This is a genomic window from Plantactinospora sp. WMMB782, from assembly GCF_049179135.1.
In the GTDB taxonomy this organism is placed as follows: domain Bacteria; phylum Actinomycetota; class Actinomycetes; order Mycobacteriales; family Micromonosporaceae; genus Plantactinospora.
Genome location: NZ_JBMHMC010000007.1, coordinates 1813205 through 1825905, shown reverse-complemented (window position 1 = coordinate 1825905; position 12701 = coordinate 1813205). Strand labels below are relative to the sequence as shown.

The following is a 12701-nucleotide window of genomic DNA, read 5'->3' as shown; positions in this document are numbered from 1 at the left end:
AACTACCCAGCGTAGTCCGGACCGGCGGCGTGGTGCGTGGCCAGCAGGCCACGGTTGGCCGCCTTGAGACCTGCCTGGAAGCGGCTGCGGGCGCCGAGCTGGTCCATGATGGCCGCCATCATCCGGCGTACGGTGCGCACCGAGACGCCGAGCCGCGCCGCGGACGACTCGTCGGTGCAGCCGGCGGAGAGCAGTGCGAGCAGTTCCCGCTCCCGCCAGCTCAGGTCGGCCTGCCAGGCGGTCAGCGGGGTGGCCGGCTGCCAGAGCCGTTCGAACAGCGCCACCGCGGTGGCGACCACGCTCGGCAGCCGGAACATCGCCAGCTCCGCCGGCCGCCCGCTGTCCCGCTCGACCGGCATCAGCGCGGTGGCCCCGTCGACCACGGTCAGGTCGGCCGGCAGGGCCGCGAGCGTGCGGACCTCGGTGCGCCCGTCGGCGAGCTGACCCAGGCGCAGGGCGAGCGCGGGCAGCTCGCGTACCCGGTCGTCGAGGAGCACCCGGTAGCGCACCCCACGGGCGATGTTGTCCAGGTCGACCCGGCGCAGCGGGCTGGCCGTGGGCGGCGGCAGGGTGCTGGCCAGCAACACCTCGCCGGTCGCGGCGGTGAGCGCGGCGTCGATGCCGGCGCAGGTGGACAGCAGGACCAGTGGGGCCGCCGGGCGGGCCGCACGCCCGGGGATCATCTGGACGGTCACGGCAGCGGACCCATGGTGGAGGGTGCGTACGTCGGAGCCGCCCCGCGCCGGTCGGCGCGGGTGCCGGCACCGACCCGGACGACGGCGCGGAACCGGTCGCCGGCGGTCCCGCCGGTGTGGACCGGAGACGGCGGCCGGATAGTGGCGGCGATCGCCGGACGAGCCCGTTGATCAATCATCGGCGGCACCTTCCTGTCATCCTCGCGCAGGGCGTTGTGCTGGTACCTACGATCGGCGTTGGCAGATGAGATTCCGATGACACGTCGGTGGGGAGACACGTCGGTGCGTGTGATGGTGGTCGAGGACGACGAGAACCTGCGGCTGGCGATCACCGCCGAGTTCACCCGCGCCGGGTGGACCGCCGACCGGGCGTCGGACCTGGCCGGCGCGGACGCCCGCCTGTCCACCGGCTCGTTCGACTGCGTGGTGTTCGACCGGATGCTGCCCGACGGGGACGCCGCCGGCTACGTCCACCGCCGTCGGCGGGCCGGCTGGGCGGTGCCGGTGCTCTTCCTGACCTCCCGCGACGGCCTCGCGGACATCGTCGCCGGCTTCGAGCGCGGCGGCGACGACTATCTGGTCAAGCCGTTCGCGATGGCCGAGCTGACCGCCCGGGTGACCGCGCTGGGGCGGCGGGCGCGCACCGGCCGACCCTCCGTGCTGCGCATCTCCGATCTGGAGGTCGACTGCGCCCGCCGGCAGGTCCGACGCGGCGGCGTGCTGCTCTGCCTCACCGACAAGGAGTTCGCCGTGCTGGAGCACCTGCTGGTGCGCGCGGGCCGGGCGGTCAGCCGCACGGAGCTGATCGACCACTGCTGGGACAGCAGCACCGAGCCGATGTCCAACGTGGTCGACGTGGTGGTCCGGCGGCTGCGGAGCAAGCTCGGCGCGCCGGAGCTGCTCCATACCGTGCGCGGACGCGGCTACCGGATCACCGACGCGGCGGACGCGCCGTGACCGGTTCGGCGCTGGACCGGCTGCGCCGGCTGCCGCGCTGGATCGCCGCCTGGCTGTGCCTGATCACCACCGTGGTCTCGGTGGTCTTCGGGATCCTGCTCGTGCGCGCCGACGGCCACGCCCGCGAACTGGAGATGGACGGGGACCTGCGCCGGGTCGCGGCCGGTGTGTCCCGGCTCGTGCAGTACGACGGCACCGTGGTCACCCGGTACGTCAGCGAGGACGAGCTGAACACCCGTTGCCCGCAGTTCGCCATCCTGCCCGGCGCCACCGAGCGGTTCACCGGCCACTTCAGCCAACTGGAGTGCGTACCGATGCGGCGCGAGCGGCTGGAGCGGCTGGCGGTCGAGGCGGTACGCAGCGGCCACCAGCTCACCGGCTATCTCGCCGGCGGCGACGGTGCCCGGTGGCGGGTCTACGTCGAGCCGTTCCGCAGGGACAACGGCCAGTTCGTCGGCGCGGTGGTGGTGGTCGCCGACGCGGGGCCGGCGCTCGCCGCGCGCGACCGGTTGATCCAGCTGGTGATCGGCGGTGGCCTGCTGCTGGTGTTGGCGGCCGGTGCGGCCGGTTACCTGATCTCGCTGCGCGCCCTGCGTCCGGCCGCGACCGCGCTGGAGCAGCAGGAGGCGCTGCTCGCCGACACCGCGCACGACCTGCGTACCCCGGTGGCGGCGCTGCGGGCGCTGGCCGAGACGGTGGTCCGCGACCCGACCCAGCGCACCGACCTGCTGTCCCGCGCCGTGGACCTGGCGCAGCGGATGGGCGACATCATCGACGGGGTGCTGATGCGGGCCCGGCTCGCCGCCGGGGTGGAGCAGCTGGACATCCAACCGATCTGGCTCGACCAGCTGGTCTCGGCCGTCGTGGAGCAGACGCCGGTGCAGGGCGCGCGGGTCACCGTCACCACGACGCCGACCAGAGTGGACGCCGATCCCGGGCTGGTCCGCCGCGCGATCGCCAACCTGCTGGACAACGCGGTGCGGCACGGCCGGCAACCGGGCAGCGAGGCGACCGTGCACATCACCGTCGCCGGTGGCCGGATCATCGTCGCCGACCACGGGCCGGGCATCGATCCCGCGCTGGCCCGGGAGCAGTTCGACCGGTTCACCAGCGGCGGCGGCTCCAGCGGTCTCGGGCTGGCCATCGTGCGCTGGGTGGCGCAGGCACACAACGGCACGTTGAGGGTCTACAACGCCGAGGACGGCGGAGCCATCTTCGAGCTTTCCCTGCCCTACGCGGAGTAGGGTGTTCGACCAGCGGGATGTGAGGACGTGGGGCGAGTGGACGACGACACGGCCGGCGGCGCGCGCGGGGTGCAGGCAGCGACGACGAGGGGCGTGTCCACGGTGCTGCGTCGCCTCGACCCGCGCAGGCATGGGCGACTGCCCCTGGTGACGCTGGTGGCCGGCAGCCTGGTGGCCGCGACGGTGGCCGTCTCCGGCGCCTCCGGCGAGCCGCCCGGCGTCTGGTTCGCGCAGGCCGGGCACTGGATCGCCAACCCCTCCCTGGACCGGGTCTTCCACGTCAACGGCCCGGCCCGCTCGGTGGACGCCGAGGCCCGCATCGAGGGGCTGGAGCCCGGCAGCCAGGTGGTCGAGGGCCCGGCCAGCGGCTACGTGATCGGCCGCAGCCGGATCATCGAGTTCGGCAAGTCGAGCCTCGCGGTCGAGCGCACCATCACGCCGCCCACCGGGGAACGTCCGGTGGCGGTGGAGACGAAGGGTGGGCCCTACCTGATCTACCGGCAGGCCGGGACGGTGGTCCGGCTCGGCGACCGGGCCGCGACGATCCCGGTCGGCGAGGCGCTCGGCGAGCCGGTCGCGGCCGCCGACGGCACGCTCTGGCTGCTGCGGCGCGGCTCCAATGTGATCTGTCACCTGCGGTCGAACGCCGACCAGGTGTCCTGCCCGACGTCGGCGCCGAGCGGGCACGCCGGCGCGCTGACCATGGTCGGTGACCGCGCCGCGTTCGTCGACACGCACACCGACACGATCAGCCCGGTCGAGGCCGACCGGCTCGGCGCGCCCGTGCGCATCGGCGTGGACGTGCCGCCCACCGCCCTGGTGGCCGGCGCCGCCCTGGACGGCCGGGTGGCCGTGCTCGATCCGCAGGGGCACCGGCTGCACCTGGTGGACGCGACCGCCGGCGCCGGCCGGCCGGCCGCCGCGCCGGTCACCGCCGAGCTGCCGGCCGGCACCTACTCGGCGCCGGTCGCCGGTCGCGGTTCGGTCGTCCTGCTCGACCTGCGGCGCAACGCCGTCCTCACCTACGACACCACCGGCCGGGCGCAGCGGGTCACACCGGTGCCGGCGGAGGCCGGCGAGCCGCGACTGAGCCGGGGCGAGGACCGGCGGGTGTACGTCGACGGCGGCGAGGGCCGGCACGTGCTGGTGGTTGGCGACGACGGCGCTGCCGGCGACGTCCCGCTGGTGCCCGCCGGCCCGACGAGCAGCGCGAGGCCGGCGCCGCCGACGAGCGCGCCGGTGCCGACCCGGCCGGGGCCGACCCGGTCACGTCCCGTTGGCCGGGACGCGCCGGAGCCGGAGCACAGCCGCCCCGGCGAGCAGGGTCCGAGGCGGCCCGACCCGCCCAGGGTGGTGGCCGCCAGCCCGCCGTCGATGCCGCCGCGCCTGCGGGTCACCGCCAGCGGCACCAGCGTCCAGGTGAAGTGGGGCGCCGCGGCGGCCAACGGCGCCACGGTGAGCGGCTACCGGGTGACCTGGGCGCGGGTTTCCGGTGGTGGCGGCGGCTCGTCCAGCCGGGCCGGCAGCTCGCGGGGAATGACCATCACCGGGTTGACCCGTGGCACGGCCTACCGGGTCACCGTGGCGGCGAGAAACTCGGCCGGCACCGGTTCCCCGGCCAGCGCCCGGGTGACCGTGCCGGCCGCCGCCACCCCCTCGATCACCGTCTCGCGCGGGGCCGAGACCAGCTACGGCGACTGCGAGCGACCCGACTGCCACTTCGTCAGGGTGGTGCTGACCGGCTTCAAGCCGAACACCTCCTACAAGATCGACATCTTTTCGTCCTCGTGGGGCAACTTCAACCCCGGCGCCCGGCTCAGCACCGACGGCAGGGGTTCGCTGGTCGTCTCCGACCGGTTCCCGTTCGAAGGTGTCGGCCAGCGGGTCTGGGTCACCGCCGGTGGCGTGGAATCCAACCACTACCTCTGGCCGCGGGGATGACCGGCGTCGGGGCCGCGCGGATCGCGGCGCTGATCGAGGAGAACGTGCAGCGGGTCATCCTCGGCAAGCCGGAGCTGGTGCGGCTGGCCGTGGCCGGCCTGCTCGCCGAGGGACACCTGCTGATCGAGGACGTGCCGGGGCTGGGCAAGACCACGCTGGCCCGGTGCCTGGCGCGCAGCATCGGCGGGCGGTGGAGCCGCATCCAGTTCACCCCCGACCTGCTGCCCGGTGACGTGACCGGGGTGAGCGTCTATCACCAGGGCCAGGAGCGGTTCGCGTTCCACCCGGGTGCCGTGTTCGCCAACGTGGTGGTCGCCGACGAGATCAACCGGGGTACGCCGAAGACCCAGTCGGCGCTGCTGGAGGTGATGGCCGAACGGCAGGTCACGATCGACACCGAGACCCACGAGGTGCCCCGGCCGTTCATGGTCGTCGCCACCCAGAACCCGATCGAGCTGGAGGGCACCTACCGGTTGCCGGAGGCACAGCTCGACCGGTTCCTCATGCGCCTGTCGGTCGGCTACCCGGAGCAGGACGACGAGGTGCGGGTGGTGCTCGGGGAGGCGGCCGGCGACAGCGCCGACGACCTGTCCCCGGTGGTCGACGTGGAGACGCTCCGGGCCGCGATCACCGAGGTCCGGCGCTCGCACGTGGACCGGGCCGTCGCCGACTACGCGGTACGGCTGGCCGCGGCGACCCGGGCGCACGCCGCGGTGCGCTTCGGTGCCAGCGTCCGGGGCAGCATCGCGCTGATCCGGGCAGCCCGGGCGCTGGCCGCGCCCGCCGGCCGGGGCTACGTCTCCCCGGACGACGTCAAGGACGTCGCGGTGCCCGTGCTGGCGCACCGGCTGGTCCTCACCCCGCAGGCGGAGCTGGCCCCGGGCGGTGCCGCCGCGGTGGTCGCCGACGTGCTCGCCAGCACCGCCGTGCCCGCGGTCCCCACCGGCCGCTGAGCATGCGGCTGACCCTGCGCGGCGTCGCCGTCTCGATCACCGCCGCGGTGCTGCTGGTCGCCGGCGGGGTCGGCGGCTATCCGCTGTTCACGATGCTCGGCGCGATCACGCTCACCGCGCTGCTGGCCGCCGTCGCGACCAGCCGGGGCAGCCTGCGCCTCGACGTGCGCCGGGCGGTGCACCCGCAGCGGGTCGAGCGGGGCCGGCCGGCGCTGGCCCAACTTCGGGTGCGCAACGCCGGCCGGCGCCGCCACCCGGGCTTCCTGGCCACCGACACGCTCGGCCCGGCGACCCGCACGGTGCGGGTCCGCGCCCTGCTGCCCGGCGCGGAGGTGACCCACCACTACGAGCTGCCCACCGCCACCCGGGGCGTGTGCACCGTCGGGCCGCTGGTACTGCACCGCCGCGACGCCTTCGGGCTGGTCGACAACCGGCTGGCCACCGGCGGGACGGCGACGCTGCGGGTGCATCCGCGACAGCTACCGGCCCGGGTGACCCTCGGCGGCTATCCCCGGCACCACCACGAGGGCACGGTGCCCGACCGTGCCCTGCGCGGCTCGGTCGAACTCCAGGACGTCCGCGAGTACGTGCCCGGCGACGAGACCCGCCACCTGCACTGGAAGGCGACCGCGCGGGCGGGCCGGCTGATGGTGCGGGACCTGGCCGACCCGCGTCGCGGCCGGCTCAGCGTGCTGCTCGACGACCGCGCGGGCGCGCTGCCCGCCGCCGCGTTCGAGGAAGCGGTCGACCTGACCGCCTCCCTGCTCTGCGCCGCCGCCCGGGGCGGGCAGACCGCCCGCCTGGTCACCGCGTCCGGCCGGGAGCTGACCGTCGGCGGTGCGGCGGAGCAGCTCCTCGACCTGCTCGACCTGCTCTGCGAGCTGGGCCAGGACGCGCCGCCGGAGGCGACCCTCACACCCGGTGGGTCGGGCGGCGCGCTGATCGTCGTCACCGCCGGCGACGCCGACCTCGACCCGGTCACCCGGGCCCGGCGGCGCTTCGATCCGATCACCGTCGTCGTCCTGACCGACGCCGACCCGCAGGTGCCGGCGACCCTGCGGCAGCTGCGGGCCCGCGACGCCGACCAGGCGCTGCGGGCGTGGAACGAGACTCACGGATGAGCGGACGGCACCTGGCAACCACGGGTACGGCCCTGGCGGCGGCGGTGGCCGGCATGGCGTTCACCCCGGTCTTCGGCTTCCGCGCGCTCCTGCTGCCGGTGGGTTTGCCGGTCGTGTCGGTGCTGGCGACCGTGCTGGCCGTCACCCGGCTGGCGCCGCTGCGCGACTGGCGCGCACCGCTGGCCACCCTCGCCGGGCTGCTGGTGATCGTCGAGGTGCTGCTCTGGCCGACCACCCACGCCGGGGTACCCACCGGCCGGACCCTGGACGCCCTGGTGGTCGGGCTCACCGACTCCTGGCGGCTGACCCTGCAGTCCACCTGGCCGGCCCGACCGGACCCGGCGCAGGTGCTGTTCGTGCCGGTGCTCGTCGTGCTGGCCGCGGTGTTCGGCGCCGAGATCGTCCACCGGGTGACCGCCCGGCTCCCGGCGCTGCTGCCCAGCCTCGGGGTGCTCGTGCTGGCCCAGCTCTATGCGGCGCTGACGCCCGCCCCCGCCGCCCTCACCGCCGCCGCCTACGTGGTGGCCGCCGGTGCGGTGCTGACCGGCACGGTGCGCGGGCCGGCCGTCGCCGCCGTCACCGGGGTCGTGGTGGCGACGGTGGCGGCGATGCTGGTGCCCGCCGGTCCCGCCCGGTTCACCCTGCGGCAGGCGCAGAGCGCACCGGTGCCGCAGACCCAGCTGACCAGCCCGCTGGACGAGATCGCCTACCGGCTGGGACACCCCGACAGCCCGGTGTTCCGGGTCCGCTGCGACACCTGGGTGGACCGCTGGACGCTTGTGGTGTTCGACGAGTTCGACGGGGTCAACTGGAGCCAGTCCGGCCGGTACCGCAGGCTCGGCAGCGACCTGCCCCCGGGGCCCGAGGTGACCGCGAGCGTACGCCGGCGCTCCGCCGAACTCGACGTGACCGGTACCGGCCCGTGGCTGCCCAGCCAGACGTGGCCGGCCCGGGTGACCGGTGCCGCGCCGCTGGTCGCCGAGGGTCACGGCACCCTGCTGCTACCGCAGGGCACCGGCCCGACCCGGTACGACCTGCAGTGGTGGCAGCCGGAGACCACTGCCGGTGCCCTCGCCGACGCCGCTGTCGACGGCGCCGCCACCAGTGGTCTCGGCGGCCTCGGCGACACGCCGGAGGCGATGACCCTGCTGGCCACCGAGGCGGTACGGGGGCTGCGCCCGTCGATGCGCGCCGCGCTGGTGCTGGAGGACTGGTTCCGGCGCAACTACCGGCTGGCCGTGGGGCAGAGCCTGCCCACCGGCAGTGCCTGGCCCCAGCTGGCCGACTTCTTGCTGACCAGCCGGCGCGGCACCAGCGAGCAGTTCGCCGCCGCCTACGTCGCGCTGGCCCGCATCCAGGGCATCCCGGCACGCCTGGCGGTGGGCTACCGCATGCCGGCCGGCGTCGACACCGACGGCTGGTACACGGTGCGCAACGGCGACGTGCTGGCCTGGCCGGAGGTGGCGGTGCGGGGCGTCGGCTGGGTGCCGCTGGACCCGGCCGGGGCCGCCGCGCGGGCGGGCGGGGAAGCGACCGGGCTGGCCGCCCGTACGGAGCAGGCCCGCAGCCAGCTGCCCACGCTGCAGGACCTGCGCGACCCGCCGGTGGTGCCTTCCGCGCCCGGCTCCGGGCCGGGGCGGGGCGGCGACGGTCGGACGCCGTCACCGGTGCCGTGGCCGGCCCTGCTGGTCCTGCCGGTGCTGCCGCTGCTGGTCTGGCCGGTCGTCGTGCCGGCGGCCTGGGCGTTCCGGTCCTGGCGGCGGCGGCGCCGGGACGGCCTGGGCGCGGTGGCGGGTGCCGTGGCCGAGGTGCGGGACCGGCTGCGCGCGCACGGCGTCGCGGTCTCACCCGGCATGACCGTGCGGGATCTCGGTACGGCGGCGGGCGGGATCGTGGACCAGGCCACCGGGGCGGCGATCGGGGAGTTGCGCACCATCGTCGACGCCGCGCTCTGGTCGGGTGCCCGGGACGAGACCGCACCGGACCGGGCCTGGGCCGCCGTCCGGGTCGTCCGCGCCGGCCTGGCCCGGCGGGGCACCCGCGTCCGGCTCCGCGCCGCGCTCGACCTCGCCGCCCTCTGGCCGCCCCGGCAGCGGGGCGCGGGTCAACGGCCGCAGACGGCGCCCCGGATCGGCGTCGGTGCGCTGAAGAAGATCTGCGGGCCGTTTGTGCCCTGGATTTCGAAGCAGTACCTGCGTACCGGGTCCACCCGCACCCGGTGACTGGTGCGCCGCTGCACCAGGAGGGTCCGCGCCGCCGCGCCCTCCTCGGCGACGACCACCGCGTAGTCGAGGGACCCGTCGCCCCGCCAGGTCAGCTCGACCACCTCGCCCCGGTCGACGACCTCGGTCAGCTCGATCGACGTGGCCCTGGGTGTGGGCACCGGCGTCGCGGTGGCCGGCGACGCCGTCATCGGTGCCGCGTCGATCACCCCGTCCCGGCCGGTGAGCGCCAGCCCGGCGCCGACCGCGAGCAGCGCCACCACGCACGCGGCGACCAGCACCGCAGGCCGGGTGATCCACCTCGGCCGGGCACGCGGCCCGAACTCCACGACCGGTGCGCCCAGCGGCACCGGCGCCGCCGGAACCACGCCGCCGCTGTGCCCCGGAACCGCGCCGCCGCTGTGCTCCGGTGCCGCGCCGCCGCTGTGCTCCGGTGCCGCGCCGCCGCTGTGCCTCGGTGCCGCGCCGCCGCTGTGCCCCGGTGCCGAGTCGGTCCGCTGCGTTGCCGAGTCGACCTGTTGCGTTGCCGCGTCAGCCTGCTGCGTTGCCGTGTCGGTCCGCTGCGCTGCCGGGTCGACCTGTTGCGTTGCCGCGTCGGCTTGCTGCGCTGCCGGGTCGGCGTGCTCTGGTGCGGTGCCGGCGTGCCGCGCTGCCGTTCCGTCCACCTCCGCCGCGTCCGCCGGCCGGTGGCCGTCGAGCCGGTCCAAGCGGCGCAGCACCGCCGTCGCGGTCGGTGGACGGTCGCCCGGGTCACCGGAGAGCAGTTCGGCGACCAGGTCGGCGAACCCCGCCGGCAGATCCGCCCGCTCCAGCGCCGGCACCGGCACGCCGAGCACCCTGAGCATCCGGTCCGCCGGCTGCTCCCCGGGCGGGCCGTGATGCGGCGCCAGGCCGGTCAACGCCAGGTGCAGCAGGGCCCCCAGCCCGTACAGGTCCGACCGTTCGTCGACGGTCGCGTCCCGGATCGTCTCCGGTGCCAGGAAGCCGACGCCATTCGCCGGGTCGGCCGGAAACGCCTGACGGAGGGTGGGTCCGAAATCGCTGAGCAGCGGCGCGCCATCGGGGCGGAACAGGACGTTGCCCGGGGTCAGCGCTCCGTGTGTGACGCCCGCCGCGTGCGCGGCCACCAACGCCCGGGTCAGCGCGGTGCCCAGCGCCACGGTGTCCGGGACGGACAGTGGACCGAACGAGTCGAGCAGGTCGGTCAGCGACTGGCTGCACAGCGCCATCCGTAGCGCCCAGCGGCCCGGCTCGAACTCCTCCAGCCGGTCGGCGACCAGGATCGGCGCCCGGTCGGCCAGCGGGGCCAGCCGGGCCAGCTCGTTCTCCAGCCGGGTCCGGGTGCGGCGGTCCGGCACGCCGGGCAGCACCCGGAGCGCGTACGCCTCGCCGGTCCGGGCGTCGACCGCGGCCAGCACCGACGCGGTGGGGCCGTCTGCCAGCGGCACCAGCTCGCGGTACCGCGCCTCGGTGTTCATCGTCCGGCCCGTTCCCTGTCCTCGTGGGCGCACCAGGTCGCTTCGGCCAGTCTGTCACCTCCGCCCGTCACGGTGGCCCCGTGACGTGCCGCCACCGGCGGGGTCGCCCCGGGACAGGGCCGAATGGCGGGCGTCCACCGGTGGTGGGGACGTCGGTCACGTCAGGCAGTTCGCCCCGCGGATCGCCCGCGCCTCGCTCTGCACCACCCGGGCGCCGTCGCTGCCCTGCACCCGGAAGCAGTACCTGCGCACCGGGTCGACCGGGACCCGGTAGCTGGTCTCGCGCCGGGCGAGCAGGACGCGCGCCCGCTCGCCCTCGACCGCGACGACCACGGCGAAGTCCATCGGCTCGCTGCTGCGCCAGGACAGCTCGACCACGTTGCCACGGTCGGTTGCGGCGGAGAGTTCGAGCCGGACCGCGGGTGGGGTCGGCGGTCGGTCGCCCGCCACGGCCGGGCCCGGCGGCGGCACGGTCAGCTCGGCCGGCCGATCGACCAGCAGCGCCGCCGAGGTGGCCAGCAGCGTGACCCCCGCCGCGCCGGCCAGCAGCGCGGCCCGGCGGGGGCGTCGGGCCGGTGGCGCCGACCCGACGGCCACGATCGGCTCGCCCGGTGGGGGATCGGTGACCGATCCCGCCGGCTGCGCCCCGGCGAAGTCGTCGAGGGCCGCGTCGTCCGTGCTCGGACAGGCGGCCGCCGCGAGGTCCGGGCCCGGCGGCCGGGTCGGTGGGCCGACGGGTGGTCCGTCCCTGTCCGTCCCGGGGCCGGACCCGTCCGGCGGTCCGGCCGTCCGGCGGGCAGGGGTGGCCACCGGTTCCGGCGTCGCGCCGGGCACCGGCTCGGGTCCGGCGCCGGCGGCGGGCGCGCGTCCGGCCGTGGCTGTCGGCTGGTACGCGGTGGCGGGCGCCGGGGCGGCAGCCGCCCTGCTCGGGTCCGGAGACACCGCCGGTGGTCTGGGTGCGACTCGGTCCGCCGGTGGTTTGGGTGCGAGGCGGTCCGCCGGTGGTTTGGGTGCGAGCCGGTCCGCCGGTGGTTTGGGTGCGAGGCGGTCCGCCGGTGGTTTGGGTGCGAGCCGGTCCGCCGGTGGTCTGGGTGCGAGCCGGTCCGCCTGCGGTTTGGGTGCGAGCCGGTCCGCCTGCGGTTCGGGTGCGACCCGGTCCGTCTCCGCCGGCCCGAGATCCGGGCCCGCCGGCACGCGGCGGACCGGGTCCGCTGATCCGGGAATCGGCTCCGGGGCTGCCGGGGGGACCTGCCGGCGCAGGGCGTCGAGGCGGGCGGCCACGGTCGCCGCGTCGACGGGCCGAGCGTCCGGCTCCTTGGCCAGCAACTGCGACACCAGCGCGACGAGCTCCGGCGGCGCGTCGGCGCGCGTCAGCGGTGGCACCGGGCTGCCGAGCACCCGCAGCAGCCGTTCACCCCGGTCCTCGCCGGGCCGCCCGAGGTGCGGTGCCCGTCCGGCGAGGGCGAGGTGCAGCACTACGCCCAGTCCGTAGAGGTCGGTGCGCTCGTCCAGGCAGCCGTCCCGGACGGTCTCCGGCGCGGTCAGCTCCACCGTCGGCAGTGGATCCCGGGGGTACGCGTGGCGCAGCGTCGCCCCGACGTCGGAGAGCATCGGCTCGCCGGTGGACCGGAACAACACATTGGCGCCGGTGACGCCGCCGTGCACCACGCCCGCCCGGTGTACGGCGGCCAGCGCGCTCGCGAGCACCGTGCCCAGCACTAGGGTGTCCGGCACCGACAGCGACCCGACCGAGGTGAGCAGGTCCGGCAGCGACTGGGCGCACAGCTCCATGCGCAGCGCGCAGCGCCCGTCCGGCATGCTCTCGACCCGGTCGGCGAGCAGGACCGCCGCCTGCGCGCAGCCGGCCGAGAGCCGGCCACGCTCGGCGTCGAGCTTTGCCCGGGTACGCCGGTCGAGCGGGCCGGGAAAAATCTTCAGCGCGTACGGCTCGCCGGTGGCGGGGTCCACGCCCGCCAGCACGGTCGCCACCGGGCCCTCGCCCCGCACCACCGGGTCGTCGCCGCCGGTGCCGACCGTCGTCCCGGCACTGGTCCGCTTCGTTCTCATGCCCCGCTCCCGTCGACCGTGAC

General features: G+C 76.1%; 10 protein-coding genes. 6 read left to right on the top strand and 4 right to left on the bottom strand.

The genetic code is table 11. The annotated features are described in order from the left end of the window. Positions 1-2: 2 nt before the first annotated feature. Positions 3-695: a LuxR C-terminal-related transcriptional regulator gene (locus ACN28A_RS10380; protein ID WP_421394497.1), complete on the bottom strand. Its 693-nt coding sequence runs from the start codon at positions 693-695 to the stop codon at positions 3-5. After that, positions 692-874, bottom strand: a complete 183-nt coding sequence (locus ACN28A_RS10375) for a hypothetical protein (RefSeq protein WP_421394496.1) — start codon at positions 872-874, stop codon at positions 692-694. Before ACN28A_RS10375 ends, ACN28A_RS10380 begins: the two co-directional genes overlap by 4 nt. A 112-nt stretch (positions 875-986) precedes the next feature. Here ACN28A_RS10375 and ACN28A_RS10370 point away from each other — a divergent pair, with 112 nt between their 5' ends. The 6 genes from ACN28A_RS10370 to ACN28A_RS10345 are packed head-to-tail and all read left to right on the top strand — an operon-like array spanning position 987 to position 9133. Then, the gene (locus tag ACN28A_RS10370; RefSeq protein ID WP_421404274.1) at positions 987-1652 is read left to right on the top strand and encodes a winged helix-turn-helix domain-containing protein; all 666 of its coding nucleotides are present in this window, start codon (positions 987-989) and stop codon (positions 1650-1652) included. Further along, entirely contained in the window at positions 1649-2896 is a 1248-nt protein-coding gene (locus ACN28A_RS10365; RefSeq protein WP_421394494.1) for a sensor histidine kinase, read from the top strand. Before ACN28A_RS10370 ends, ACN28A_RS10365 begins: the two co-directional genes overlap by 4 nt. A 36-nt stretch (positions 2897-2932) precedes the next feature. Beyond that, entirely contained in the window at positions 2933-4837 is a 1905-nt protein-coding gene (locus ACN28A_RS10360) for a fibronectin type III domain-containing protein (protein WP_421394492.1), read from the top strand. After that, positions 4834-5790: an AAA family ATPase gene (locus tag ACN28A_RS10355; protein WP_421394491.1), complete on the top strand. Its 957-nt coding sequence runs from the start codon at positions 4834-4836 to the stop codon at positions 5788-5790. Before ACN28A_RS10360 ends, ACN28A_RS10355 begins: the two co-directional genes overlap by 4 nt. Positions 5791-5792: 2 nt before the next feature. Next, positions 5793-6911, top strand: a complete 1119-nt coding sequence (locus tag ACN28A_RS10350) for a DUF58 domain-containing protein (RefSeq protein WP_421394490.1) — start codon at positions 5793-5795, stop codon at positions 6909-6911. Then, a complete protein-coding gene (locus tag ACN28A_RS10345) occupies positions 6908-9133 on the top strand; it encodes a transglutaminaseTgpA domain-containing protein (RefSeq protein ID WP_421394488.1) in 2226 nt (741 codons plus the stop codon). Before ACN28A_RS10350 ends, ACN28A_RS10345 begins: the two co-directional genes overlap by 4 nt. Here ACN28A_RS10345 and ACN28A_RS10340 read toward each other — a convergent pair. Both ACN28A_RS10340 and ACN28A_RS10335 read right to left on the bottom strand, forming a co-directional pair. Beyond that, positions 9016-10611, bottom strand: a complete 1596-nt coding sequence (locus ACN28A_RS10340; RefSeq protein WP_421394486.1) for a serine/threonine protein kinase — start codon at positions 10609-10611, stop codon at positions 9016-9018. The two genes, ACN28A_RS10345 and ACN28A_RS10340, sit on opposite strands and share 118 nt — an antisense overlap. A gap of 156 nt (positions 10612-10767) precedes the next feature. Further along, positions 10768-12678: a serine/threonine protein kinase gene (locus tag ACN28A_RS10335; protein WP_421394485.1), complete on the bottom strand. Its 1911-nt coding sequence runs from the start codon at positions 12676-12678 to the stop codon at positions 10768-10770. Between the last annotated feature and the right edge of the window lie 23 nt (positions 12679-12701).